Raw genomic sequence first — 25,069 nt, forward strand, 5'->3', positions numbered from 1 at the left:
CACCTCCACGCTCAATCGATTTCTCCTACTTCGCCGCGCCACAGAAACGTCGATGCATACCGCACACTCAACTAGGCATGTGCATGAAGTCTTCCAAGGCCGACCGTAGCCAGTCATAAAAGTGTGGATATTCCGCTCGCTGCTCCCACCCAGGGGTTGTGAACCTTTCTCACCCGCGAACCATGACGCGCGAAATCCGAGAGAATTGCTCCAACCAGTAATCGGGACAGTCGGAATCATCGATCTGTAGGTCGATCTCCGCACGCGAAGCCAGGACGAACACGATCCCTGCTACTCCTCCCAGGAGGCTTCGCAGAATTGGGTGATTAGTAGACCAGTGACGCCGGAGTAGAGCTGTCGCAAAGGTGGCGAAAGACGTGGCGTTCAACTCGCATTCGTCGTCTACGACCGGACCGATACCCGTACCCTCGCTCAACAGCGAGGCGATATCTTCAGCTTCGGCAACAAACAGCTTGGCGATGGAGCTCGAGGGATTCCATATATCACGGTCTGCAACGTGAAAGAAGCAGCTCATCAAACCCCCCACCGCAGTACGACGTTTTGCACGCAGGCGCGCAGTTCATCGCCTGTCAGGTTTCCGGACTCCCAAGGACTCGCATCGAACGAATATTCTTCGACAGCAGCGAAGATCTCTTGCATGTCCGATGCAATCCGCCCCCTCGCGCGCTCGCCATCATGTAACGCCTTCCGCCGGCCGGCCAACCAACCTTTGGCGAACTCTGGTGCGGAAATTTCCCCGTGCGCGAATGACCTCATCACCGCCAACTGCCGGGCCATCCCGGTCCTGGCCGGAACATCGCGAAGCGATCCCCAGGCGACATAACGTGCGGGGTACCTTCGCGCAACATCTTGGAGAGTAGGCACACGTGCTGAGAGCCGTCGAGCAGTTCTCTCGAACTGCGTTCGCAGGCGGTCGACACCTTCGCCTGCCGCCCCGCCCAGGAAGTGGGCATCGCCCGCGATGAGGGCGTAGCCATGTTCGGTGAAGAGAAGGGCTCCGCGGAGATTGGACGCGGCAACGAGTGCTGGCCGCCCTCGACATCGGTCACCAACCGCAGTATGCACCGATTCCTGCGACACGGCAGCTTCAGTCAGCGGCTGCTTCCCTCGACCCTCAGCAAGTGTGGATATCAGGATGACGCGCGCCCCACAGGAGCGACTTCCGGCTACCAAGCGGCGCACGTGATCTGAGCCGAGTCGGGTACCAGCCACAACAGGGACAACGTGTTTATCATGCTGCGCGAGCCACTCTTCTGAGTACCGCTCCGGACCCGCGAGAGTACGGCCATTTAGCTCTTCGTTCGTTCGCACGTGCACCCCTCCACGAGGGACAGCCTCCCCCACGCCTCGCGTCCCGCATCGCTGGATTTCTGCCCCCGAAATGACACGGCCGCGCACTCGTCCACCAGCCCCATGCGGCCCCCCTGCCACATCCCCCACACGACCACGCACAGCCGCCGCCGCAGCCGCCGTGACTGCGTACCGCACACACCGTACGACACTCCGTCAGCATGTTCGAGACCGGTCGGGCACCTGCTCGCCCGGGGTGCCCCGGCGTGCCCCCGGTTCACGACTTCCGGTGAGCTGTCGCCACAACGCCCTCCCCGCCGCCCCTGGTTCGCCACGCTCGGCGGTGCAGCGAGAGACGAGCGCTCGGCCGGCCACGCGCGGCCGAGCAGAACGAAGGGCTCAGCCATGCAGGGATGGAGCACCCGCCGCCGGGACGCGCGGCTCAGGCGACTGGGGCCGTCGCGGGTGGAGCGGACGGCGCGGTTGCCGTACCCCGACGGGTGGTTCGGGCTGGCGACCAGTCGGGAGGTCAGGCGCGGGGCGGTGGTGACGCGGCGGCTGATGGGGGACGACGTGGTGCTCTACCGCACCCGAGGCGGGCGCCTGCGCGCCGTACGCCCCTTCTGTCCGCACCTCGGCGCGCACCTGGGCCACGGCGGGGCCGTGCGCGGCGAGAACCTCGTCTGCCCCTTCCACCACTTCGAGTTCGCCCCGGACGGGGCCTGCGTCGCCACCGGGTACGGCAGCAGCCCGCCGCCGAAGGCGCGGCTGGGGGCGCTGCCCGTACGGGAGGTGGACGACCTGATCTACGTGTGGCGGCACGCGCAGGGGCAGCCGCCCTCGTGGGAGATCGAGCCGTGGCCGCTCGACGCCGCGTACCCGACCCCGTACGGCAAGCGGCACCTGTTGCGTGACCACCCGCAGGACGTGGTGGAGAACATCGTGGACTTCGGCCACCTGACGCCCATTCACGGCACGGTGGGCGAGGTGCTGAGCGAGCCACGGTTCGAGGCGGAGGGACTGCGCACCAGCTTCCGCATCCTGCCGGCCGGGCGCGACGCGGCGGCCTGGGTCTCGGCCGCGGCCCCGGAGTTGACGGTGCGGGTGCAGGGTCTCGGCATCGTCTACACGAGCGTCGAGGTGCCGAAGATCGGCTGTCACATCCGTACGGTGCTGACCGCCACGCCGGTGAGCCCGACCCACGTCGAGGTGTACGTCTCCGGCACGATGTGGTTCGACCGGCTCGGGCGCGGCCGGGCGGCCGGCGCGCTGACCAGCGCCCTGTCCCGGCCACTGGCCTGGGTGGGCTCGTTCGACTTCGGCAAGGACTTCCCCGTCTGGGCCCACAAGACCTACCTGGAGCGCCCCCGGCTCGCCAAGGGCGACGGCCCGATCATGAACTACCGCCGCTGGGCCCGGCAGTTCTACAGCGAGCCGCTGGGGGCGGACGTCGCGGAGGAGGCCGGATAGCCATCGGGCGTGGGCCGGTGCCTCAGCGGGCGGCTCCACTCACGCCCGCGCGGAGAAATTTCCTACCGCCGGTGCTACGTTTTATTCATGACCGCACAGAACGCCGAGCGAGCCGGCAAGAGGTCCGTGTCGATGGCCCAGTCGTTGATCAGGGAAGTCGAGGAGCGTACGGGAAAGAGCGGCTTCTCCTCCGTCGTCGCCGAGGCCCTGGAAGAGTGGCTCGCCACCCAGAAGCTCCGCGAGGTCGTGGCCGCCGACCAGGAGGCGTTCGGGCCCGTCTCCCCCGAGGCTCGGCGGCAGGCGGAACAGGAGTGGTGAGCAAGCGTCTCAAGGTCAAGCCCAAGAGTGAGGGCACGCTCGTCCTGGACGCCCAAGGGCTTTCCTTGCACGTCGACGGCGATGAGGGGATGCGGGCCCGCATCGAGGTCGCTCAGCAGAGCGGTCGTCGAGTGGCGCTGTCCGCCCTGACCCCGCTGGAAGTCCGCCGGACCGGGGCCGCCGCCAAGCGGCTCCAGTTCCTGCTGTCCCGGTTCGACGTCAAGCCGGTCAACGACGCGGTGATGGACGCCGCGGCGAAGCTCCTGGACGCCTCGGGTCTTGACGGGCACGAATGCCTGGTGGACGCGCTCGTGGTCGCCACGGCCGCCCTCTGCACGCCTCCGGTGCTCCTCGTCACATCGGACACGTCACACATTCCGGCCCTGTGCAAGGCTGCCAGGGAACTCCCCGGCGCTCCCACGGTGAGGATCGTCCACGTCTGAGGTGTCCTTGAGGACGCGCGGGTAGCGCTCCAGCGCGGCCTCGCGCTGGGCGGCGGTCGGGCGGGCCTTGGCCTGGACGATGACCACAGCGTCCCGCGGCAGGCGTGAGACCCGCCAGCGGACTGATCAGGGGGGCTCGGCCGTACGGAACGCGACCCCGAGGGCGGCTGCGGAGCGCCTGGCACGGCGGTCATCGACCCGGCCGACAGGCGTGCGCTTGCCTTCAACCATGGTTGAGGTTCTACGTTCTCGGTATGGCCCGCACCGCAGCGCGGACCCGCACCGGAGTGCCAGGAGGGTACCCATGACGACCCAGCAGATGTCCGACGCCGAAATCGCCGGGCAGCCCGCCGCGTACTGGACCGGCGTCGCCTACGAGGCGCTCATCGCGTTCATCCGGGCCCGGCAGGCAGAGAAGGGCCACACGCAGCCTCAGTACTGGCTGCTGCGCAACCTGTCGGCGAACGACCTCTCGCCCAGCGGCGAGGGGATGTCCCTGCCCGCGCTGCGGGAGGCCATGGCCTCCTACCTCCGGCCCGAGGACGATCTGGCGGCGGAGGCCGAGGGACTTCTGGAGCGTGGTTGGCTGACGCGGGACGCCGAGGGTCGGCTGTGGCTCACCGACGAGGGCGAGCGGGCCCGCGTCGACCTGGCACGCAACACCCCCGCGATACGCGCCGTCCTGCACGACGGCATCGCCGACGCGGACTACGTCACCACGGTGAAGGTGCTCCAGCGACTGATCCACAACGCGGGCGGGCCGGTCGCCTGACGGCCGGAGGCCGGGGCGGTGCGTACCGGTGGGTGTACCGGGCGGGCCGTTCGGTGTGCCGGCGGGCCCGCCCTGGTCGTCCTGGTCGTCCTGGTCAGGCGCGCGGAGCGACCTTGCTCAGCCCGTTGATGATGCGGTCCATCGCGTCGCCGCCCGTCGGGTCGGTGAGGTTGGCCAGCATCTTGAGGACGAAGCGCATGAGGAGGGGGTGGGTCAGGCCGCGCTCGGTGGCGATCTTCATGATCTTCGGCTGGCCGATGAGCTTCACGAAGGCACGGCCGAGCGTGTAGTAACCGCCGTAGGTGTCCTTGAGGACGCGCGGGTAGCGCTCCAGCGCGGCCTCGCGCTGGGCGGCGGTCGGGCGGGCCTTGGCCTGGACGATGACCTCGGAGGCGATCTGCGCCGACTCCATGGCGTACGCGATGCCCTCGCCGTTGAACGGGTTGACCATGCCGCCCGAGTCGCCGACGAGCAGCAGGCCGCGCGTGTAGTGCGGCTGCCGGTTGAACGCCATCGGCAGCGCGGCGCCACGGATCGGGCCCGTCATGTGCTCGGGCGTGAACTGCCACTCCTCGGGCATCGAGGCGCACCACGCCTTGAGGACCTCGCGCCAGTCCAGGTCCTTGTAGCCGCTGGAGGTGTTGAGCACGCCCAGGCCCACGTTGCAGGTGCCGTCGCCCATGCCGAAGACCCAGCCGTAGCCCGGCAGCAGCTTGGGGGTGTCGCCGCGGCGGTCCCACAGTTCGAGCCAGGACTCCAGGTAGTCGTCCTTGTCGCGCGGGCTGTCGAAGTAGGTGCGCACGGCCACGCCCATCGGGCGGTTCTCGGCCCGGTGCAGGCCCATCGCGAGGGAGAGCCGCGAGGAGTTGCCGTCGGCCGCGACGACCAGCGGCGCGTGGAAGGTGACGGGCGTCTTGTCCTGACCGAGCTTGGCGTGTACGCCGGTGATGCGGTTGGTGCGCGGGTCGATGATCGGCGCGCCGACGTTGCACTGCTCGTACAGCCGCGCCCCCGCCTTCTGCGCCTGCACCGCCAACTGCTCGTCGAAGTCGTCCCGCTTGCGGACCAGGCCGTAGTCCGGGTACGAGGCGAGGTCGGGCCAGTCGAGCTGGAGGCGGGTGCCGCCGCTGATGATGCGCAGGCCCTGGTTGCGCAGCCAGCCGGCCTCCTCGCTGATGTCGATGCCCATCGCGACGAGCTGCTTGGTGGCGCGCGGGGTCAGGCCGTCGCCGCACACCTTCTCGCGCGGGAACGACGTCTTCTCCAGGAGCAGGACGTCGAGGCCGGCCTTGGCGAGGTAGTACGCGGTGGTCGAGCCGGCCGGGCCCGCGCCGACCACGATCACGTCGGCGGTGCGCTCGGAGAGCGCGTCGTCGCCGAGGCCGACGGCGACGGCCGACGGCGTGCGCGGACCCTTGGTGAGGGCCGTGTCCTTGCTGGTGGCCGTGTCCTTGGTGGCCGTGTCCTTGGAGGTGGCCGCGTCCTTGGTGGTGGCGGACTCGGACGGCGAGGCCGTGGCGTCGGCGGCGGGCTCGGCCTCCGGGCCCGGGGCGGCGGCTGCCGGTTCTATGGCGCTGGTCGCGGCGGACTCGGCTGCTCCGGTCCCGGTACCGCTGCCGCCCGTCCCTGGGGCGTCGGTCTCGGAGGCGCCGGTCTGGGGAAGGTCGGTCTCGGCGGGGGCGTTCTCGCTCACGGAGGTTCTCCCGAAGACTCGGTATCTGCGTGCCGGTCGCGCCGGGCACTGGACGGGTGCAGTCTATGTGGCGTACGCGAAGTCGCGAGAAGGGCGCCCTCATGCCGATATCCGGAGCTAGTGTGCAGTTGCGAGTACCGATCCCCGAGGACGCGGCTGCCTGGCACCGGCTCTTCGACGACCCCGACGTCATGGAGTTCCACGGCGGCGCGTCCCATGACCTCGCCCACTACGAGGAATTCAGCGCCCGCCAGCGCGCCCACCACGACCACATCGGCGTCTGTCTCTACACCCTGCTCGACGCGGCCGGCGAACCCGTCGGCTTCACCGGCGCCCAGCCCTGGCCGCACGAGTGGGGCCCGAAGGGCGAGATCGAGATCGGTTGGCGGCTCGGCCGCGCGCACTGGGGCCGGGGTTACGCGACCCTCGCCGCCGAGACGACGCTGGAGCGGGCGCGCGCGGTCGGCATCCGGCACGTGGTCGCGATGGTCGCCGCGGAGAACGCGCGGTCCATCGCGGTCATCCAGCGGCTGGGCATGAAGGAGTCGGAGACCTACGTCTCGCCGGTCTCCAAGACCCGCGGGCTCTGCTTCCGGCTCGACCTGTAGCGACGGCGGTTCCCTCCCCCGGTCCGGGGCGGCGACCGGCCGGCCGTCGTCCGGCTTCGTGGCGGCCGGCCGTCGTCCGCGATGGCTGCGATCGGCCGGTTTCCGGTGACCGCGGCCGGCCGAGCGGCCCGGCCACGCGCCGGCGGCCGGCCGGCCGTCAGCCGCCCTCGGACCAGGTGTCCAGGGCCGCGTCGAACGCCTCGCGGTCCACGGCGAACGTCTCGGCGGGGCCCTGGAAGTAGATCGCGTACTCCGTGCCGTCCTCCGTGACGTACGCCTGGTCGATGGCGTGCATCGCCCGGCCGGTCTTCTTCTCGACCCAGCGGAACTCCCAGCGGGCGCCGTCCCGGCCCTGGAAGGTGTTGGCCGAGAGGTCGAGCTGTTCGTAGTCGCCGGTGCGCGCGGACGTGATGCCCTCCAGCTCGCGGAAGTGGTCGATCGCCGACTGGCTGGTGCCGCGCAGCACGCCGATGCGCAGGTAGCTGTTGTCCTCCGTGGCGCCGGGCCCGCGGTAGTCGATCTGGCCGCCGCGCACCTCGCGCACCCAGCCGGTCGGCACGGCGAGCGAGAAGCCCTGCGGGTCCCGCGCCGTCCGGTAGCCCTCGGGTGGCTCGCCGGGCCCGAGGTCGCCCGACGCGTCGGGGGACGTGTCGGCTGACGGGGTGTCGGTCGGGGCGTCGGTGGGGTCGGGGGACGCCGGGTCGGTGGGCGGGGCGGGGGCGGTCGTCGGCGCGGAAGGCTCACGCGCGGCGGGTGACTCGCGTCCGCCGTCGCCGGAGACCTCCGTACCGCCGGCCGGGTCGGAACCGCCCGGGGGCTCGCTCTCCACGGCGACGGACGCCCGGTCGTCGTCGCCGTCGTCCCGCAACACCAGCACGCCGGCCGTGGCCCCGCCCCCGACCACGAACGCCGCCAGCCCCACGGCGAGCCACACCAGCACCCGCCGCCGCCCGGACACCCGCCGGGCCGTCCCCGCTCCGCCGGCCGCACCGGCGCCGCCGGCCACGACGACCGGGGTGGTGGGCGGGGTGTCGTGCTGTGCCGGCGGCGGGGTGGCGTACCCGGGCGACTGGGCGGCGGCGTACGGGGCGGGGTGCGACGGCCCGGCGTACGGTGACGCCTGGGGCGCCGGCGGCTGCGGGCCGGGGTACGGCTCGGGCTGCGGCGGCGTCCCGTAGCCGGGCGGGCCGGACGAGCCGGGCGGGCCGGGTGGCGGGGTGGCGGGCCCGGCGGGGAGCGTGGGCGGGTGGACCGGTGGCCGGGCCGCGGGTCGGGCGGGCGTCGTGGCCGAGGCCGGGTGGGTGGCCGGCAGGGGCCTGCCCGGGACGGTCGGTGGGTCGACGTACGGTATGTCCCGCGCGGTGTGCGAACGGGTCGGCGCGTCCGGCGACACGGCTTCGGGGTCGGGGCCGCTGGCGGGCTCACCCGTGCTCGGGCCGCCGTCAGGCGCACTGGTCGGTACGGCGGTTGAGGCGACCGTGGGCGGCTCGTCGGCGGGGGCCGGGGGGACATCCGGGCCCGGGGCGAGGAGGTCGCCTCCGCACCCCATGCAGAAACGCGCCTCGTTCGGTGCCGAGGCACCACAGGCAGAGCAGGACTTCGACGGCACGGGTGGCACGGGTTGCTCCGAGGGTTCGGCGCGGCGAGGTGAGGCGTGGGGGTGGGCGCATACTCTAGCGGCGGCCGGGCCCGTCGTCGCCCGCTACGACGGGGTCAACCCCCCATAACGCGCCCGGCTTTGCTCCCCCGCCTCGTGCGCCCCAGTCGCACCACCCGGCCGCCGCGGGCCCGCTCACCGTCGGGGAGCCGCCTGGAGCCACCTGGAGCCGCCGCCAGCCACCGCATCCACCGCGAGCCCCGCCGTCGAGCCGGTCAGCCCCAGGTCAGCGGGTCGAGGTGGAGGTAGAAGCGCAGGCGGTCGTGGTCCAGGGCGACGCCGTACCGCTCGGCGAACGCCGCGTCCGCGGCCCGGGCCCGCGCCTCGTCCGGCCAGGTCTCGCGCGCGTTGGTGAGCAGCAGCGCCAGGTCGGCGTGGCGGTCGGCGAGGCCGAGGCGGCCCAGGTCGATGAAGCCCGACACGTCGAGGGTGCGCGGGTCGAGGAGGATGTTGGGCAGACACAGGTCCCCGTGGCTGACGACCGTGTCGGCCGCCTCCTGCTCCCGCCGCAGGGCGAGCTGCCCGGTGAGGCGGGCCAGCAACTCCCGGGGAGGGGTGCGCCGCTGCTCCTCGGGGAGGAAGTCCGGGTTCACGGCGTCCCGGGACACGACGTCGCGCGCCACGGCGACCACGCCGTCAAGACCCCGCCGGAACGGGCACTCCGCCACCGGCACCGCGTGCAGCCGACGGACCGCGTCGGCGACGCGCTCCCAGGCGGCCCGCAGCTCGTCGGCGGACACCTGGTCGGCGGGTACGCCGGGGACGGCGCTGGTCAGCAGGCAGGCGCCGGCGTCGGTACGGCGCCAGTCGAGCACCCGGGGGCCCGGCAGCCCCCGTTCGCTGAACCAGGCGACCCGGTCGCGCTCGGCGGTCAGCTCGGCCACGTCGGCGGCGGGCACGCACTTGGCGTACCGGGTGGCGTCCGCGCCCCGGAAGACGAGGGCCCCCGACTCGCCCGAGGTGACCGGCAGCCAGTCGCCGTCCGTCAGACCGAACAGCGCCGGCGTCAGGGGCGGGGGCGCGGCGTGGTCGCTCATGGCGGCCACCCTAGCCAGGGCGTGTCCGCCGAGCCGGGCCGGTGCCGGGGCAGGTGGCCGGAGCGGAGGCCGATTCCGAGGCCGGTCGGACGGGGACCGCGGGTGACCGGTCAGCCGTCCTGCGGCTTCGTGCCCCGGTGCAGGGCGACGACGCCGCCGGTCAGGTTGCGCCAGGCGACGCGGGACCAGCCGGCGCGCTGGAGGACCCCGGCCAGGCCGGGCTGGTCGGGCCAGGCGCGGATGGACTCGGCGAGGTAGACGTACGCGTCCGGGCTGCTGCTCACGGCCGTGGCGACCGGCGGCAGCGCCCGCATCAGGTACTCCGTGTAGACCGTGCGGAACGGCGCCCACGTCGGCTGGCTGAACTCGCAGATGACGATCTTGCCGCCGGGCCTGGTCACGCGCAGCATCTCGCGCAGCGCGCCCTCGGTGTCCTGCACGTTGCGCAGCCCGAAGGAGATCGTGACGGTGTCGAAGACGCCCTCCGCGAACGGGAGTCGGGTGGCGTCGCCGGCCGTGAGCGGCAGGAACGGGTTGCGCTGCTTTCCGGCCCGCAGCATGCCCAGCGAGAAGTCGCAGGGCACGACGTACGCGCCGGCGGCCGTGAACGGCAGCGACGACGTCCCTGTGCCGGCGGCCAGGTCGAGCACCCGCTCCCCCGGGCGCGCGTCCACGGCGCGCGCGACGGCCTTGCGCCACAGCCGGGACTGCCCGAGCGAGAGCACGTCGTTGGTGAGGTCGTAGTTGGCCGCCACGTCATCGAACATCGCGGCGACTTCGTGCGGCTGCTTGTCCAGGGAAGCTCGGGTCACCCTCCCATTGTTCACCCGGCCTCCCCCGGCCCCCCTCGGGGGTCGCCCCGACGGCGAGCCGGCCGGCCCGCCGCGACGACGGCCCGGCCCGGGCGCCCGTGGGGGCGCTCCCGGGCCAGCGCGTCTCAGCGGCGGCGGAAGACCAGGCGGCCGTCGAGCACCGTGGCCACGCAGCTCGCCGCGCCACGGGTGGCCAGCTCGGCCACCGCGGCCACGGCGAACACCGCGAAGTCGGCCCGGGCCCCGGGCGACAGCGGGCCGGTGAAGGTGGTCTCGGGCGGCGTGCCCGCGGGCAGGGCGGCTATCGGGTCGAGCAGGGCGGGAGCCGGCGGGTCGGCGGCCCCGGCCGGGTCGGGCGCGGCGCTCGCGCGGGACCCGGGGATCACGACGAGGCCCGCCCTGGCCACCGCCGTGCGCACCGCGGGCCGCGCGAAGGGGCCGGCCACCGCCGTCGTGCCGTGCCGCAGCATCCGCTGGGTGCCGCGCCGCGCGGACTCGCCCCAGCGCGCGTCGGCCAGCCCGAGGTCGGCCAGCACCGCGGGGTCGGCCAGCGGCTCGGTGCCCAGGCGCTCGGCCTCGCGCGGGTCCGGGTGGTAGGCGGCCTCGAGGAGCGCCGCGGCCCGCGCGTTGAGCAGCCCGGGCGTGAGCAGCCCGGGCCAACGCCGCTCCCGCGCGCCCGGGTGCTCGGCCGCCATCTCCTCGTACGGGCCGACCGCGGCGATGCGCGCGCCGTCCACGACGACCGCCCCGTCCGCGACGGGCTCCGCCCCCGGGCCGGTGAGCAGCAGCTCGGCCCCGTGAATCGTCAGCACGCGTCGCCCCCCATCCGTGTAACGGCCCCCGCCCAGGCCCGGTTCAGCGGGCGTCGATGAGCTTGAGGGCGGGGTGGGCCGTGCCGCCGTCGATCGCGGTCGACGACAGGTGCGAGACGACCTTGTCGTCCACCGGGTCGTTGGCCGGGTCGTCGTGCACCACCAGGTGCTCGTACGTCGTGGCGCGCTGCGCCGGGACCCGGCCCGCCTTGCGGATCAGGTCGATGATCTCCATCCGGTTGGAGCGGTGCCGGGCGCCGGCCGAGGAGACCACGTTCTCCTCCAGCATGATCGAGCCCAGGTCGTCCGCCCCGTAGTGCAGCGAGAGCTGGCCGACCTCCTTGCCGGTGGTCAGCCACGAACCCTGGATGTGCGCGACGTTGTCGAGGAAGAGGCGCGCGATGGCGATCATCCGCAGGTACTCGAAGAGGGTGGCCTGCGTCTGGCCCTTGAGGTGGTTGTTCTCGGGCTGGTACGTGTACGGGATGAAGGCGCGGAAGCCGCCCGTGCGGTCCTGCACGTCGCGGATCATCCGCAGGTGCTCGATCCGCTCGGCGTTGGTCTCGCCGGTGCCCATCAGCATCGTGGAGGTGGACTCGACGCCCAGGTTGTGGGCGATCTCCATGATCTCCAGCCAGCGCTCGCCCGACTCCTTGAGCGGTGCGATGGCCTTCCGCGGGCGCTCCGGCAGCAGCTCGGCGCCCGCGCCGGCGAACGAGTCGAGCCCCGCCGCGTGGATGCGCCGGATGGCCTCGTCGGCGGTGACGCCGGAGATCCGCGACATGTGCTCGATCTCGGAGGCGCCCAGCGAGTGGATGACGAGCTGCGGGAACGCCTTCTTGATCGCCGCGAAGTGCTCCTCGTAGTACTCCACGCCGAAGTCCGGGTGGTGGCCGCCCTGGAACATGATCTGGGTGCCGCCGAGCTCGACGGTCTCCGCGCAGCGGCGCAGGATGTCGTCCAGGTCGCGGGTCCAGCCCTTGTCGTGGGCCTTGGGCGGCGCGTAGAAGGCGCAGAACTTGCAGGCCGTCACGCAGACGTTGGTGTAGTTGATGTTCCGCTCGATGATGTACGTCGCGATGTGCTCCGTCCCGGCGTACCGCCGGCGGCGCGCGGCGTCGGCGGCCGCGCCGAGCGCGTGCAGAGGCGCGTCCCGGTACAGGTCGAGCGCCTCCTCCGGGGTGATCCGACCGCCGCCGGCGGCGCGGTCGAGGACGGACTGCAGATCGGCGTTCTCCGTCACCGGGGCGTCCCTTCCGGAGGGTTACGTACGGACATCAGTCAGCGTACGCCAGGGGTCCGACACCCCGGCCCGCGGCCGGCCAACCCCCGCGACCTGCGGCGCGGCGTCCGGTGACGTGGGCCACGACGGCACCGGCGGCCAGCGAGCCCGCCCGTACTCGCGCCGCCCCGCCAGCCTGCCAGCCCGCCGGCCCGTCAGCGACGGCAGTGCCTCAGCCCGCCGCCGGCTGCTTGACCATGCGGGCCACCGGGCGCCCGGCCGCCTCGTCCTGCGACTTGTAGACGAGCTTGCCGCTCTCCCGGTCCAGCGTGTACGTGGCCTGCGCCGTCACGCCCGTGCACAGGAACGAGCCGCCTTCCTTGGACTCGTCGGTGGCCTCGGTGATCGTCAGCCGGGTGTTCCGCTCCGTCACCGAGCGCAGCGTGCCCTTGGCGTAGCAGCGCTGCCCGAAGACGTCGGTGACCGCCTCGACGACGACCGTCCCGGTACGGCCCTGGCGGACGGTCGCGATGTGCTCGCCGTTGTACTTGCCCTTGGCGTACTGGGGCCCCTTCCAGGTGCCGATCAGGTCCTTCGGCACGGCGCCCCCGCCCGGCGCCCCGGTGCCCGGCCCGGTCGGCTCGCCGCCCGCCGGATGCGAGCCGTCGGGCGCGGGCGTCGTCGCGCTGGAGTGGGGGGACGGGGACTGGCTCTGCTTGTCGCCGCCGGCGTGCGTGTCGCCACCGCCGCCGCCCCGCATCGCGTCGTAGACGACGACCGCCGTGGTCGCCACGGCGAGCGCGCCGGCGACCGAGAGCACCAGCGAACAGCTCAGCCACCTCGGCCGGCCGCGCCGCCCGAGCCCGGCCGACAGCGCCATCCGCCGCTCCCGCCCCGCCCGGTCCTCGCCGTCCGCGTCACCCTCCGGTCCGTGCGGACCACCGCCCGGGGCGCCCGGAGCGCCGCCGGGCCGGCGCGGGGCGCCCTCACCGGCGTCACCGGTGACGGCTCCGTCCACCCGCCCCGCACCCGCCGTGGCGGCCTCCGCCACGGCGGCCCCGCCCCCCTCCGGCGAGCGACGCGGGGCCGCGACCGGGGCCGCGGCGCCGGCGTGGCTGGACTGACCGGCGCCGCTGGGGTGGCTGACACCGCTGGGGTGCTGGGGCTGGCTGGCGTGGCCGGTGCCGCCGGCGCGGCCTCCGTACGAGGGGTCGGGCGGCCCGAACGCCCCGGCGCGCACGCCCGAGTCCATCCCCACCGTCTCGGGCCCGAGCGCCTGCGGGGACAGGGTCGTGGGCCCGCCGGGTGGCGGGCCGGCCCCGGCGGAACCGGCGGCCGGCCAGGCGGAGGCGGGCGGCGGTGTCGGGGCTGGGGACGGGAACGGGGCCGACTCCAGCGGCTCCGCCTCCAGGTCGAGCAGTTCCATCGCGCGCCGGCTGGCGCCCTCCACCAGCGGCGCGGGCAGCCACCCGGGCCGCACCAGGCCGGCCGCGCCACCACCCGCGCCCGTGTCCGTATCCGCGCCCGTATCCCCGCCCGCGTCGGCGGTCAGTCGGCGCACCAGCTCGGCCGGCGTGGGGCGGCCGGTCGGGTCCTTGACCAGGCAGTCGGCGACGATCGCGCGCAACTCGCCCGCCAGCGAGGGGCCCAGCTCCGGCTGCTCGTGCACGACCCGATAGAGCAGCGCGGCCGAGGAGTCGCCGGGAAAGGGGGGCCGGCCGGTGGCGGCGTACGCCAGGACGGCGCCCAGCGAGAACACGTCGGCGGCGGCCGTCGCGCCCTGGCCGAGGATCTGCTCGGGCGACATGTAGCCGGGCGAGCCGATGGAGACGCCGGTGGAGGTGAGGGAGGCGGTGCCGTCGATGGCGCGGGTGATGCCGAAGTCGATGAGCCGCGGCCCGTCCAGGGCGAGCAGCACGTTCGACGGTTTGACGTCGCGGTGCACCAGGCCCAGGCCGTGCACGGCCACCAGCGCCTCCGCCAGGCTCGCGCCCAGCGCGCGTACGCAGGGCGCCGGCAGCGCGCCCAGGTCCTCGACGGCCTGGGTGAGGGAGGGGCCGGCGACGTAACCGGTGGCCACCCAGGGCACCGCGGCCTCCGGGTCGGCGTCGAGCACGGGGGCCGTCCAGGCACCACCCACCCGTCGGGCCGCCTCCACCTCGCGCCGGAAACGGGCCCGGAACTGGGCGTCCGTCGCGAAGTGCGGGTGGACCAGCTTCACGGCGACGGTGCGTCCGCCCGCGCTGCGGCCCAGGTAGACCCGGCCCATCCCGCCCGAACCCAGGCGCCGCAGCAGCCGGTACGCGCCGATGCGGCGGGGATCATCCGGTTCCAGTGGGTACATCGTGTGCCTCCCCCTCCACTGCGCCGCCCAGCTTAGGTGCGCGGCGCGCGGCGCGGGCAGGGTACCGACGACCGCGCTCGGCCCGTGGGCCAAGGCCGCCCGGACGCGTGGACCGCGCCCGGGGCGAGCGGGCGGCGGCCGTGCGGCGGGCCGTCGGGGTGGGGCACGGAAGCGGGGAGTGGTCCCGGCCCCCGGGGTGTGGTCCCGTCGTCCCCGGGGTCAGTGGGCGCCGCGGGTCAGCAGGTCCACGCGGACGTCGGCGGGGAAGCCCGTGGTGGGGCCCGTGCGGCGGGCGAACTCGGCGATGCCGGCGAGCTGCTCGGCGCCGAGGCTGAAGTCGAGGGTGGTGAAGTACCGTTCCAGCACCTCCGGCTCGAACGCCTCCCACCGCGCCGCCTGCTCGGCCACCTTGGCGACCTCCTCCAGCGAGACGTCGCGCGAGGACAGGAACGCCTCGTGCACCTTGTGCACCAGCTCCGGCTCCTGCTCCAGGTACGAGCGGCGCGCGGCCCAGACCGCGAAGACGAACGGCAGCCCCGTCCAGTCCTTCCACATCTGGCCCAGGTCGTGCACGTCGAGCCCGAACCTGGGCGCGTAGTGCAGGTTGGCCCGCAGCGCGGCGTCGCCGATCAGCACCGCCGCCTGCGCCTCCTGCATCATCACCCCCAGGTCGGGCGGGCAGGTGTAGTACTCGGGCCGCACGCCGAAGCGCTCGGAGAGCAGGAGTTGCGCGAGCCGTACGGAGGTGCGCGACGTCGAGCCGAGGGCGACGCGGGCGGCGTCCAACTGGTCCAGCGGCACCTGGGAGACGATCACGCACGACATGACCGGGCCGTCGCAGCCGACCGCGAGGTCGGGGAAGGCGACCAGGTCGTCCGCGTTCCGCAGGAACTCGACCAGGGTGACCGGGGCGATGTCCAGGTCGCCGCGGACGAGCTGCTCGCTGAGCTTCTCGGGGGTGTCCTTGGTCAGCTCGAGATCGAGGAGGCTGCCGGTGCGGGCGAGCCCCCAGTACAGCGGAAGGCAGTTGAGGAACTGGATGTGGCCGACCCGCGGCCGGCTCCGGCGGTGGCCGGTGGCGGTAGCGGCGACAGGGGTTGAATTGTCCACATCCGGAGGCTAGCCCTGGGGTGTGGTCCTGGTGGCGCCGGGGGGCACGGTGGCGCGGCGCGGAGGATCGCGCTCGTTGCCCGGGCACCGCTGACGTGCGCGCTTTTCCCTTCCTCGGCGCATGGAAACCGCCCGTCCCCGTGATCTTTCGCTCTTTCCCCTCGGCATCTGCCGTGCTAGGCTCGCCGCAAGTTGCAGTTTGGTTTCCCTTGCAGTACAGAGCCTGCGGAGCATGTGACGCCGCAGGCTTTTGTAGTTTTCAGACTTCTTGCAGGTTCTGGAGCAGGGCAACCCTTTGGCCCAAGGAGGGCTTATGGCTACCGGAACCGTGAAGTGGTTCAACGCTGAAAAGGGCTTCGGCTTCATCGCCCAGGACGGCGGCGGCCCGGATGTCTTCGTCCACTACTCCGCGATCAACGCCTCTGGTTTCCGCTCCCTGGAGGAGAACCAGCAGGTTAACTTCGACGTCACGCAGGGTCCGAAGGGCCCGCAGGCGGAGAACGTAACCCCTGTCTGATCCTCTGGATCTTTCGCGGGTTCGGCCATCGCGGTCGGCACCTATTCGTTCCTGATGTAGTACCCAAGGAGCCCTGCTCCCCGTTTCGACGGGAAGCGGGGCTCCTGCCTTTTCCCGGCCCCCGTCTCTCACCCCTCCCGCGCCCCTCTTCGGTGCGCTCGGTTCTGACGAAGACCTGGTGAGTTCTGGCGACTTTCGTGCTGTCCCTCGCTCGCTTCTTGCGGGTTCTTGCCGGGTTTCCCTCGCGTTTCTCCGACGTTCCGGCCCCGCGTTCCGCGCGGGCGAGGTCGCGGCTCCCTTTTCCCGGGGCGGGGCTCACTCGCGGGCGTACAGTTCCTCGATCTCCGCGGCGAAGTCCTTGGCCACCGCGGCCCGGCGCAGCTTGAGCGAGGGCGTGAGGTGGCCGGTCGCCTCGGTGAACTCGACCGGCAGCACCCGGAAGCGGCGGATCGACTCGGGGCGGGAGACCAGCGTGTTGGCGTCGTCCACGGCCCGTGCCAGCTCCGCCCTCAGCGTCTCGTCCCACACGAGTTCGGGCAGCGACACCTCCCGCTTGCCGTGCATCCGGCGCCAGTGCGCGAGGCCGTCCGGGTCCAGGGTGATCAGGGCGGTGACGTACGGGCGGTCGTCGCCGACGACCATGCACTGGCCGACCAGCGGGTGGGCCCGCAGCCGGTCCTCCAGCGGCGCGGGGGCCACGTTCTTGCCGCCGGAGGTGACGATCAGCTCCTTCTTGCGGCCGGTGATGGTGAGGTAGCCGTCGGCGTCCAGGGCGCCGATGTCGCCCGTCGGGAACCAGCCGTCGGCCGTGGTGGCCGGCGTGCACGTGCCGCGCTCCCCGTCCCAGTAGCCGGCGAAGACCTGGCCGCCGCGGAGCAGCACCTCCCCGTCGTCGGCGATCCGCACCGCGCTGCCGGGCATCGGCCAACCGACCGTGTCGAGCCGGGGCGCGAGCGGCGGCGTGACGGTGGCAGCGGCGGTGGTCTCGGTCAGGCCGTACCCCTCGAAGACGTCCACGCCGGCGCCGGCGTAGAACGCGGCCAGCCGGTGCCCGAGCGGCGAGCCGCCGCAGATGACGTACCGCACCCCGCCCCCGAGCGCCGCCCGGATGCGGCGGTAGACCAGCGCGTCGTACAGCGTCCGGGCCACCTTCAGGCCCGGCCCGGGGCCGGGGCCCGTGCCGCGCTCGGCGGCCAGCACGGCCCGCCCGTAGCGCTGGGCGACGCGCGTGGCGCGATCGAAGGAGGCGGCGCGGCCCATGCGCTCGGCCGTGGCCCGCCCGGTGTTGTGGACCTTCTCCAGGACGTACGGGATGGCCAGCAGGAACGTCGGCCGAAAGCCCGCGAGGTCGGCGAGCAGGTCGTCGGTCTGGATGCTGGGCGCGTGGCCGAGGCGTACCCGGGCGCGCAGGCAGCCGACGGCGATCATCCGCCCGAAGACGTGGGCCAGCGGGAGGAAGAGGAGGGTCGAGGCGGGTTCCGTGCTGGTCGCGCGGAAGACCGGATGCAGCAGTTCGATGCCGTTGTCCACCTCGGCGAAGAAGTTGGCGTGGGTGAGCACGCAGCCCTTGGGGCGACCGGTGGTGCCCGAGGTGTAGATGAGGGTGGCCATGTCGGCGGGTTGGCGCTGCCGGCGCCGCGCGGCCACCTCCTCGTCGGCGATGTCGCGCCCGCTGGCGCCGATCTGCCCGATGGCGCCGGCGTCGAGTTGCCACAGGTGGGCCAGGCCGGGCAGGCGGGTGCGCTCCCCGCTGATCAGGCGGGCCTGCTCGACGCCCTCGACGGCGCACGCGGCGGCGCCCGAGTCGCGCAGTATCCAGTGGGCCTGGAGCGCGGAGGAGGTCGGGTAGATCGGGACGGTGACCAGCCCGGCGGCCCAGGCGGCGAAGTCGAGGAGGGTCCACTCGTAGCTGGTGCGGGCCATGATGGCGAGCCGGTCGCCGGGGCGCAGGCCGTGCGCGATCAGCCCCTTGGCGGTGGCGAGCACGGCGGACGCGAACTCGGCCGCGGTCACGTCCCGCCACGTGCCGTCCGGCTGCTTGCGGCTGAGCACGGCCTCGGTGGGCGCCTCGGCCGCGTTGTCGAACGGGATGTCGCCGAGCGAGCCCCGCGTGACCTCGGGCACGAACGCCGGCACGGCCACCTCCCGGACGACGCCGGCCACGACGGTCTTCTCCGGCTCCACCAGGACGGGCGGCCCCTCCGCCGCGCCACCGGGCAGCGGACGGTCCACCCGCCCCGCCGCCGGTCCGGGGAGGTCAGCGCCCTGCCGGGCGGGGTCGGCGCCGGGGGGAGCGGTACGGGAGCGGGGGTGTTGGGAGTGTTGGGCGCGCGCGGAGCGTGCGGACCGCGCGGGGTGCTGTGGGGACACGAGCGGCTCCAGGTTCTGCTGGGTGACTCCTGTGGTGGTTCGGGGTGCGGTTGTGCGGAGGTGCGGGTCGTGCCGAGGGTGCGGGTCGTGCCGGGGTGCGGGTCGTGCGGAGGTGCGGCGGCTCGACTGGCGGCGGGGCCGGGGTGGGCGTGGCCGCCGAGGTGAGGGCGACCAGCCCGCGACGTAGGCGGGTTGGCCTACTCGGGCAGGCGTGCGCCGGCGCGGTCGGGCGGGCGTACGGGGGCGCGCGGGAGGGGGCGGGGCGGGCGGCGGGCCGCCCCGGGTCCCGGGGCGCTCACCATCGGCCAGCTCCTGACCACTCAGTAACCTTACTTGCAAGTGAAGTACGCGAGACGGAGCGGTTGGCCAATGCCTGAACCCCACATCGCTGCCGCGATGTGGGGTTCGGTTTCCACCGGCACCGCGCGGGTGCCGCCCTCGCCACGGGCCGACCGGGGCCGTGCCGGCGAGGTCAGGGCCCGGTGACCGGGCCCGCGTCCGTCAGGCGCTCGGCTGCCACTTCTGGTCACGCAGCAGGTTGCCGAGGCCGGCCCAGGCGAAGTTCATCAGCGTGGCCGCGGCCTCCTTGGCCGTCGGGCCGCCCGGCGAGCCCGCCCAGTCGGCCATCGACTCGGCCGCCCCGACCAGGGCGTACGCCAGGCCGGCCACCTCCCGGTCGGCGAACTCCGGGTCGCAGTCGGCCTCCTTGGACGCCTCGCCGATGAGCTGTTCCACGAAGCTGACCAACTCGGCGCGCATGGCCGCCACCTCGCGCACGAACGGTTCGCCCTGCGAACGCGCCTGGCTGTGCAGGACGGCCCAGCCGTCCGGGTGCTCGGCGGTGTACGTGAAGAGGCCGCGCAGCCCGCTCCACAGTTGTCGGTCGGCCGGCACGTCGCGCTCCACGGCCGCCCGCACCGCCGCGACCAGCGCCTTGGCCTCGCGCCTGATGCAGGCGGTGAACAGTTCTTCCTTGGAGTTCAGGTACAGGTACACCAGCGGCTTGGAGACCCCGGCCAGTTCGGCGATGTCGTCCATGGAAGCGGCCCGGTAGCCCCGTCGCGCGAACGTCCGCACGGCGGCGTCGAGCATCTGTTGCTCCCGCACCGCCCGCGGCATCCGCTTGCTCCTACCGCCACCCATGTGCAACGCCCCTCCGAGAACCCAACGTGCTGACGAGTAAAGCTACGTTCCCCACGCGGGCATCATCCCCGCCCGGCGCCGACCGCGAGAAGTGATCGGCGGGGCGGGGGCGATGCCTGCTTCCCATGTCACCGGTGTGCTACGTCCCCGCGGGGCCCGCCCACCGGCCGGGCGCCGCTCCGCGAACGCCGCACCACCACCGCGCGCACCGCCACCGCGCGCACCGCCACCGCGCGCACCGGTGCCCCGGTCGCGGTGGGCGACCGGGGCACCTGGTGGCGCGGGGTTCGCTAGGCGGCTGCCGGCAGCGCGCCCTCCTGTTTGCCCTCCGGCTGGCCCTCGTCCAGCGGCGAGGCGGAGGCCGTCTCGTACGCCCGGTGGTCGAGGATCTTCTCGCGGGCCGAGACCAGGACCGGGATGAGCGCCTGGCCGGCCACGTTGGTGGCGGTGCGCATCATGTCCACGATCGGGTCGATGGCCATCAGCAGGCCGACGCCCTCCAGCGGCAGGCCCAGCGTGGACAGGGTCAGGGTGAGCATCACGGTCGCGCCGGTGAGGCCGGCCGTGGCGGCGGAGCCGATCACCGAGACGAACGCGATCAGCAGGTAGTCGCCGATGTCGAGCTGCACGTCGAAGATCTGCGCGATGAAGATGGCCGCGATGGCCGGGTAGATCGAGGCGCAGCCGTCCATCTTGGTCGTGGAGCCGAAGGGCACGGCGAAGGACGCGTACTCCTTGGGCACCCCGAGCCGCTCGGTGACCTTCTGCGTCAGCGGCATGGTGCCCACCGACGAGCGGGAGACGAAGGCGAGCTGGATCGCCGGCCAGGCGCCACGGTAGAAGTGCAGCGGGTTGAGCTTGGCGACCGTGGCGAGCAGCAGCGGGTAGACGCCGAACAGGACCAGGGCGCAGCCGACGTAGATGTCGGCGGTGAAGGTCGCGTACTTGCTGATCAGGTCCCAGCCGTACTCGACGATGGCGGTGCCGATCAGGCCGAGGGTGCCGAGCGGGGCCAGCTTGATGACCCACCACAGGGCCTTCTGGAGCAGCTCCAGGATGGCCTGGCTGAGACCCAGGATCGGCTCGGCCTTCTCGCCGAGCTGGAGGGCGGCGGCGCCGGCGACGGCCGCCATGAAGACGATCTGCAGGACGTTCAGCTCGGTGAACGGGGTGATCACGTCGCTGGGCACGATGCCGGTGAGGAAGTCGAGCCAGGAGCCCTTGTGCTCGGGCTTGGCGCCGTCGGCGGGGGTGAGCCCGGTGCCGGAGCCGGGGTTGGTGACCAGACCGATGAACAGGCCGATGGCCACGGCTATCAGCGAGGTGGCCATGAACCACAGCAGGGTGTGGGTGGCCAGCCGCGCCGCGTTGTTGACCTTCCGCAGATTGGTGATCGACACCAGGATCGCGAAGAAGACCAGCGGGGCGACGGCGAGCTTCAGCAACTGGATGAAGATCGAGCCGATCTTGTCCAGCGTGGTGATGAGCCACTGGACGTCACCGCTGCGGGCGGCCCAGCCGAGCAGCGCACCGGCGACGAGGCCGAGGAGGATCTGCGCCCAGAAGGGAACCCGCAGGGCGCGCGGGACGGACAGGCGTGGGGACGACAACGGACACTCTCCGAGGACAGACGGATGCCAGGTCAGATGTGAAGCGGGGGGCGGCGCCTGGAGCTCCGCTGAGATACGGGGTCTCCGGCCGCTGTGCGCACGTACTAGAGGCGGCGACAGGCCGCGGACAGACAGCGGCAAAGATCGATGTGCAGGCGCGCCACGAGCGGAACGCTCGTGGGGAATCGGGGCGCGGCTGCGGTCAACATGGCAATGACGTTAACACTTTAACTTTGGGGAACCCAAAGGAGATCTTTGGGACAGGGCGCCCCCACGGGCCTCGCGGATCGGCGCGCGGGCGGCCGGATCGGGCCCCGGGGGTGGCCGCGTACACGCCCGGAGAACGCCAACGCCCCCACCGCGGGCGGCAATGCGCGGTGAGGGCGTGGGTGGGTCGGGTGGGACCGGCGACGCGCCGGCCCGACCGGGGTGTGAGGAGCCTTACACCCCGTCTTCCTGGGTCTGGTGGGCCACCAGGCGCTCCTTGGCGCGGTCCACCTTGACGACGATCTGCTCCGACATGGCGTCCCGCTGCTTGCGCAGCACCACGAAGCTCAGCGGCGCCGAGACCACGATCGCCAGGAGCAGCACCCACAGCAGGTTGGAGTCGCCCAGACCGGACGGCAGGATGCCGAAGTGAACCAGGCCCCACAGGACCAGGAAGCAACCGACGAAGATGCCCAGACGCATGGCGGTGTATCGGAGCGTGGCGCTCGGCGTGAGAGACACGGCTGGTCTTCTTTCTCCCGGGGGTGCTGCGGTATCGGCCGGATGGTGTTCGCCTGCCCGTCTAGTGAATCACGTCGGAAAAGCGCCGTGGGAGGCGGCTCCACCGTCCGTCGCCGGCCGGGCCCGTGGACGTCAGTCCAGCCGCAGCCACATGCAGATGTCGTCCCGGTAGTCGCCCTCCGCCACCCTGATCGACTCGGGCACGCGGCCGACCTCCTTGAAGCCGACCGTGGCGTAGAAGGCGTCCACTCCGGTGCCGCCGCGCACCCCGAGGCGCAGCGAGGCGAAGCCCAGGTCACGCGCCATGTCGATGGCCTCGCGCAGCATGGCCTTGCCGTGCCCGCCGCCCTGCAGGGTCGGTTCGATCATGACGGTGACCAGCGTGGCCCAGTGCGTCATCAGCCGGTGCCGGTTGGACGCGATGAACACGGTGCCGACCAGTCGCCCGTCGGCGTACGCGGCGAGCAGTCGCGCCCCTCCCCCGCGCACGGCGTCGAGTTGCCCCTCGGCCACCGGGCGGATGTCGCCGTCCGCGACGGGCGGCACGAAGCCGACGGCGCCGCCCGCGTTGGTCACGTCGACCCACAGCCGTACCAGTTCGTCCTGGAGGGCGGGGGTCAGCTCGGGATCACGTACGTACGTAAGGGTCATTCCTGGATCGTAGCCATTACCTACTGCGTGGCGCACCCCTCCACCGATGTGACGCACGCTGCACTGACCACCCTTGACCAGCGCGGGGGCCGCCCTTCCGGATACGGCGGCGCGGGACGGGTGCGGCCGGCGGGGGCGCGGCTGGCGGGGCGGGGCGGTCCGTGCGCGGCCCGGCGTACGGCCCCCGGCGCGGCCCGCGCACGGGCGGGCGGGCTCAGGGCTGGGAGTCGAGCGCCCGTACGGCCACCCGCAGGTCCGAGACAAGGCCGGCGAAGACGGCCTCGCGGTCGTCGGCGCGCAGTACCGCCGAGGGGTGGATCGTGGCCACCAGGCAGTCGCCCCGGCCCCGGTAGTCGCCGATGGCCGGACACGGCAGCAGCACGCCGCGCTGCTTGGTGACCCGGAACGACGAGCCGAGCAGCGCCTTGCCCGCGCTCGCGCCGAGCGCCACCAGCACCTCGGGGTCGATCAGCGCCAGCTCGGCCGCGAGCCAGGGGCGGCAGGCGCTCAGCTCGCGCGGGTTCGGCGGCTTGTGGATGCGGCGCTTGCCGCGCTCGGGGACGTACTCGAACGAGAAGTGCTTGACCGCGTTGGTCACGTACGTCCGCTCCGGGTCGATCCCGGCCTCCTCCAGGGCCCGGTTCAGCACGTGGCCGGCGGGCCCCACGAACGGGTGCCCCTTGCGGTCCTCCTGGTCGCCCGGCTGCTCGCCGATGAGCACCAGCGGCGCCTTCGCGTCCCCCGCGCCGAAGACGGTCTGGCTGGCCGGGCCGTGCAGCGGGCACCCCCGACACTCGGCCGCCGCCCGGCGCAGCCCGGGCAGCTTGGCCCGGGCCGGTACGAAGGGGGTCGCGTCATACGCCCGCTCCGGCTCGTCCCCCAGCCCCACATCGCCACGGCCCTCGCCACCGGCGGCGCCGCCGGCCCGGTCGGCCCGCTCGCGGGCGGGCTCCGCCGCGCCGGCCTCGTCGCGGGCGGGCTTCGCCGCGCCGGCCCTGTCGCGGGCGGGCTCCGCCACGCCCCGCGCGCTGTTGCTGCTGCTTCCGCTGCGGCTGGTCACGCGCGCCGGGTACCCGCGCGGGCCCGGCTCAGACGCCGCCGCCCGCGACACCACTGCGGGGGCGGTGTCGCGGGCGGCGACGGACGGGCTCGGCTCCGTGCGGCCGTGAGGCCGTGGAGTCAGGGGCCGTGGAGCCGGGGAGACCTGGTCAGAGGCGCATCGGCTGGGGCGCGTCGCGGCGGGCCGGGTCGGGGCCCTCGTACTCGCGGAGGATCTCGTAGCGCGTGTTGCGCTCGACCGGGCGGAAGCCGGCGTCCCGGATCAGGTCGAGGATGTCCTCGCGGGTCAGCTTGTCGGGGGTGCCGTAGTTGTCCGCGTCGTGGGTGATCTTGTACTCGACGACCGAGCCGTCCATGTCGTCGGCGCCGTGCTGGAGGGCCAACTGGGCGGTCTGCACGCCGTGCATCACCCAGAACACCTTCACGTGCGGCACGTTGTCGAACAGCAGCCGCGAGACCGCGAAGGTCTTGAGCGCCTCGGCGCCGGTGGCCATGGTGGTGCGGGCCTGGAGCCGGTTGCGGACCTTGCCGTCCTTCACGTCCACGAAGTCGTGCTGGTAGCGCAGCGGGATGAAGACCTGGAAGCCGCCGGTCTCGTCCTGCAGCTCACGCAGCCGCAGCACGTGGTCCACCCGGTGGCGGGGCTCCTCGATGTGCCCGTACAGCATCGTGCACGGGGTCTTGAGGCCCTTCTCGTGCGCCAGGCGGTGGATGCGGGACCAGTCCTCCCAGTGGGTGTCGTGGTCCACGATGTGCTGCCTGACCTCCCAGTCGAAGATCTCGGCACCGCCGCCGGTGAGCGATTCGAGGCCGGCGTCGATCAGCTCGTCCAGGATCTCGGAGGCGGAGAGCCCGGAGATCTTCTCGAAGTGCTGGATCTCGGTGGCCGTGAAGCACTTGAGGGAGACCTGCGGCAGCGCCTCCTTGAGCGCCCGCAGCGAGCGCGGGTAGTAGCGCCAGGGCAGGGTCGGGTGCAGGCCGTTGACGATGTGCAGCTCGGTGAGGTTCTCCGCCTCCATCGCCTTGGCCAGCCGCACGGCCTCCTCGATGCGCATGGTGTACGCGTCCTTCTCGCCCGGCTTGCGCTGGAACGAGCAGTACGCGCACGAGGCCGTGCACACGTTGGTCATGTTGAGGTGGCGGTTGACGTTGAAGTGGACGACGTCACCGTTCTTGCGGGTGCGCACCTCGTGCGCGAGGCCGCCGAGCCAGGCCAGGTCGTCCGACGCGTAGAGGGCGATGCCGTCCTCGCGCGTCAGCCGCTCCCCGGCGCGGATCTTCTGCTCCAGCTCCCGCTTGAGCCCCGCGTCATTCGCTGACACGGCCATAGACCCAGCCATCCGGCGCCTCCCATATACCTCTGTCCATCGGGCTGCACCGA

22 protein-coding genes are annotated in these 25,069 nt (G+C 72.9%); 6 read left to right on the forward strand and 16 right to left on the reverse strand.

From position 1 onward, the window contains the following. Nucleotides 1–169 precede the first annotated feature (169 nt). A complete protein-coding gene (locus tag H7H31_RS34980; protein ID WP_222625458.1) occupies nucleotides 170–535 on the reverse strand; it encodes a DUF6086 family protein in 366 nt (121 codons plus the stop codon). 1,181 nt (nucleotides 536–1,716) lie between these two features. On the opposite strand from H7H31_RS34980, the gene H7H31_RS13650 reads away from it, so the two are divergent. The 4 genes from H7H31_RS13650 to H7H31_RS13665 all read left to right on the forward strand — a co-directional run bounded on the left by H7H31_RS13650 (nucleotide 1,717) and on the right by H7H31_RS13665 (nucleotide 4,314). Further along, entirely contained in the window at nucleotides 1,717–2,781 is a 1,065-nt protein-coding gene (locus tag H7H31_RS13650) for a Rieske 2Fe-2S domain-containing protein (RefSeq protein WP_187064182.1), read from the forward strand. Between the two features lie 87 nt (nucleotides 2,782–2,868). Next, complete coding sequence (locus H7H31_RS13655) at nucleotides 2,869–3,099, forward strand: hypothetical protein (RefSeq protein WP_187064183.1); 231 nt, start codon at nucleotides 2,869–2,871, stop codon at nucleotides 3,097–3,099. Beyond that, complete coding sequence (locus H7H31_RS13660; RefSeq protein WP_187064184.1) at nucleotides 3,096–3,542, forward strand: PIN domain-containing protein; 447 nt, start codon at nucleotides 3,096–3,098, stop codon at nucleotides 3,540–3,542. The genes H7H31_RS13655 and H7H31_RS13660 overlap by 4 nt, the downstream gene beginning before the upstream one ends. Before the next feature lie 304 nt (nucleotides 3,543–3,846). After that, complete coding sequence (locus H7H31_RS13665) at nucleotides 3,847–4,314, forward strand: MarR family transcriptional regulator (RefSeq protein ID WP_187064185.1); 468 nt, start codon at nucleotides 3,847–3,849, stop codon at nucleotides 4,312–4,314. Nucleotides 4,315–4,408: 94 nt separating this feature from the next. Here the strand turns inward: H7H31_RS13665 and H7H31_RS13670 are convergent, their stop codons facing one another. Further along, a complete protein-coding gene (locus tag H7H31_RS13670; protein WP_187064189.1) occupies nucleotides 4,409–5,659 on the reverse strand; it encodes a geranylgeranyl reductase family protein in 1,251 nt (416 codons plus the stop codon). Between the two features lie 449 nt (nucleotides 5,660–6,108). Here H7H31_RS13670 and H7H31_RS13675 point away from each other — a divergent pair, with 449 nt between their 5' ends. Beyond that, nucleotides 6,109–6,615, forward strand: a complete 507-nt coding sequence (locus H7H31_RS13675; RefSeq protein WP_187064186.1) for a GNAT family N-acetyltransferase — start codon at nucleotides 6,109–6,111, stop codon at nucleotides 6,613–6,615. A gap of 157 nt (nucleotides 6,616–6,772) precedes the next feature. Here the strand turns inward: H7H31_RS13675 and H7H31_RS13680 are convergent, their stop codons facing one another. From H7H31_RS13680 to H7H31_RS13710, 7 genes are all read right to left on the reverse strand, one after another. Continuing rightward, nucleotides 6,773–8,008 carry a hypothetical protein gene (locus tag H7H31_RS13680; protein WP_187117916.1) on the reverse strand — a complete coding sequence of 412 codons (1,236 nt, stop codon included), beginning with the start codon at nucleotides 8,006–8,008 and terminating at the stop codon, nucleotides 6,773–6,775. Between the two features lie 479 nt (nucleotides 8,009–8,487). Further along, nucleotides 8,488–9,309 carry an APH(3'') family aminoglycoside O-phosphotransferase gene (locus H7H31_RS13685; RefSeq protein WP_187061623.1) on the reverse strand — a complete coding sequence of 274 codons (822 nt, stop codon included), beginning with the start codon at nucleotides 9,307–9,309 and terminating at the stop codon, nucleotides 8,488–8,490. Between the two features lie 110 nt (nucleotides 9,310–9,419). After that, a complete protein-coding gene (locus H7H31_RS13690) occupies nucleotides 9,420–10,121 on the reverse strand; it encodes a demethylmenaquinone methyltransferase (RefSeq protein ID WP_187061624.1) in 702 nt (233 codons plus the stop codon). Between the two features lie 125 nt (nucleotides 10,122–10,246). Next, nucleotides 10,247–10,933, reverse strand: coding sequence for an imidazolonepropionase-like domain-containing protein (locus H7H31_RS13695; RefSeq protein ID WP_187061625.1), 687 nt, complete (start codon nucleotides 10,931–10,933; stop codon nucleotides 10,247–10,249). Between the two features lie 43 nt (nucleotides 10,934–10,976). Continuing rightward, the gene (mqnC, locus tag H7H31_RS13700; RefSeq protein ID WP_176163384.1) at nucleotides 10,977–12,176 is read right to left on the reverse strand and encodes a cyclic dehypoxanthinyl futalosine synthase; all 1,200 of its coding nucleotides are present in this window, start codon (nucleotides 12,174–12,176) and stop codon (nucleotides 10,977–10,979) included. 211 nt (nucleotides 12,177–12,387) lie between these two features. After that, nucleotides 12,388–14,499 (reverse strand): serine/threonine-protein kinase, encoded by a 2,112-nt coding sequence (locus tag H7H31_RS13705; protein ID WP_187061626.1) that lies wholly within the window; start codon nucleotides 14,497–14,499, stop codon nucleotides 12,388–12,390. A 219-nt stretch (nucleotides 14,500–14,718) separates the two neighbouring features. After that, complete coding sequence (locus H7H31_RS13710) at nucleotides 14,719–15,609, reverse strand: menaquinone biosynthetic enzyme MqnA/MqnD family protein (RefSeq protein WP_187061627.1); 891 nt, start codon at nucleotides 15,607–15,609, stop codon at nucleotides 14,719–14,721. A gap of 313 nt (nucleotides 15,610–15,922) precedes the next feature. Here H7H31_RS13710 and H7H31_RS13715 point away from each other — a divergent pair, with 313 nt between their 5' ends. Beyond that, nucleotides 15,923–16,126, forward strand: coding sequence for a cold-shock protein (locus H7H31_RS13715; RefSeq protein WP_003984261.1), 204 nt, complete (start codon nucleotides 15,923–15,925; stop codon nucleotides 16,124–16,126). A 315-nt stretch (nucleotides 16,127–16,441) separates the two neighbouring features. Here H7H31_RS13715 and H7H31_RS13720 read toward each other — a convergent pair whose 3' ends face one another. The 7 genes from H7H31_RS13720 to mqnE form a co-directional block, all read right to left on the reverse strand. Continuing rightward, nucleotides 16,442–18,358 carry an AMP-dependent synthetase/ligase gene (locus H7H31_RS13720; protein ID WP_187061628.1) on the reverse strand — a complete coding sequence of 639 codons (1,917 nt, stop codon included), beginning with the start codon at nucleotides 18,356–18,358 and terminating at the stop codon, nucleotides 16,442–16,444. A 639-nt stretch (nucleotides 18,359–18,997) separates the two neighbouring features. Continuing rightward, entirely contained in the window at nucleotides 18,998–19,639 is a 642-nt protein-coding gene (locus H7H31_RS13725) for a TetR/AcrR family transcriptional regulator (protein WP_176163381.1), read from the reverse strand. A 290-nt stretch (nucleotides 19,640–19,929) separates the two neighbouring features. After that, a complete protein-coding gene (locus H7H31_RS13730) occupies nucleotides 19,930–21,249 on the reverse strand; it encodes a dicarboxylate/amino acid:cation symporter (protein WP_187060077.1) in 1,320 nt (439 codons plus the stop codon). A gap of 441 nt (nucleotides 21,250–21,690) precedes the next feature. Continuing rightward, nucleotides 21,691–21,978: a DUF4229 domain-containing protein gene (locus H7H31_RS13735; protein ID WP_269475451.1), complete on the reverse strand. Its 288-nt coding sequence runs from the start codon at nucleotides 21,976–21,978 to the stop codon at nucleotides 21,691–21,693. A gap of 132 nt (nucleotides 21,979–22,110) precedes the next feature. After that, entirely contained in the window at nucleotides 22,111–22,629 is a 519-nt protein-coding gene (locus tag H7H31_RS13740) for a GNAT family N-acetyltransferase (protein WP_187060078.1), read from the reverse strand. Between the two features lie 214 nt (nucleotides 22,630–22,843). Continuing rightward, nucleotides 22,844–23,518 carry a UdgX family uracil-DNA binding protein gene (locus H7H31_RS13745; RefSeq protein ID WP_187118243.1) on the reverse strand — a complete coding sequence of 225 codons (675 nt, stop codon included), beginning with the start codon at nucleotides 23,516–23,518 and terminating at the stop codon, nucleotides 22,844–22,846. Nucleotides 23,519–23,837: 319 nt separating this feature from the next. Beyond that, nucleotides 23,838–25,016, reverse strand: coding sequence for an aminofutalosine synthase MqnE (mqnE, locus tag H7H31_RS13750; RefSeq protein WP_187063586.1), 1,179 nt, complete (start codon nucleotides 25,014–25,016; stop codon nucleotides 23,838–23,840). Nucleotides 25,017–25,069 lie beyond the last annotated feature (53 nt).

The sequence above is a fragment of the Streptomyces buecherae genome, assembly GCF_014295035.1.
Classification (GTDB): Bacteria; Actinomycetota; Actinomycetes; order Streptomycetales; family Streptomycetaceae; genus Streptomyces; species Streptomyces youssoufiensis.

Bases quoted from the DNA above. Each gene is read 5' to 3' on its own strand.
- H7H31_RS13675 (WP_187064186.1), top strand. From the start codon at position 6,109: ATGCCGATATCCGGAGCTAGTGTGCAGTTGCGAGTACCGATCCCCGAG.
- H7H31_RS13740 (WP_187060078.1), bottom strand. From the start codon at position 22,629: ATGACCCTTACGTACGTACGTGATCCCGAGCTGACCCCCGCCCTCCAG.
- H7H31_RS34980 (WP_222625458.1), bottom strand. From the start codon at position 535: ATGAGCTGCTTCTTTCACGTTGCAGACCGTGATATATGGAATCCCTCG.
- H7H31_RS13655 (WP_187064183.1), top strand. From the start codon at position 2,869: ATGACCGCACAGAACGCCGAGCGAGCCGGCAAGAGGTCCGTGTCGATG.
- H7H31_RS13715 (WP_003984261.1), top strand. From the start codon at position 15,923: ATGGCTACCGGAACCGTGAAGTGGTTCAACGCTGAAAAGGGCTTCGGC.
- H7H31_RS13650 (WP_187064182.1), top strand. From the start codon at position 1,717: ATGCAGGGATGGAGCACCCGCCGCCGGGACGCGCGGCTCAGGCGACTG.
- H7H31_RS13685 (WP_187061623.1), bottom strand. From the start codon at position 9,309: ATGAGCGACCACGCCGCGCCCCCGCCCCTGACGCCGGCGCTGTTCGGT.
- H7H31_RS13725 (WP_176163381.1), bottom strand. From the start codon at position 19,639: ATGGGTGGCGGTAGGAGCAAGCGGATGCCGCGGGCGGTGCGGGAGCAA.
- H7H31_RS13665 (WP_187064185.1), top strand. From the start codon at position 3,847: ATGACGACCCAGCAGATGTCCGACGCCGAAATCGCCGGGCAGCCCGCC.
- H7H31_RS13705 (WP_187061626.1), bottom strand. From the start codon at position 14,499: ATGTACCCACTGGAACCGGATGATCCCCGCCGCATCGGCGCGTACCGG.
- mqnE (WP_187063586.1), bottom strand. From the start codon at position 25,016: ATGGCCGTGTCAGCGAATGACGCGGGGCTCAAGCGGGAGCTGGAGCAG.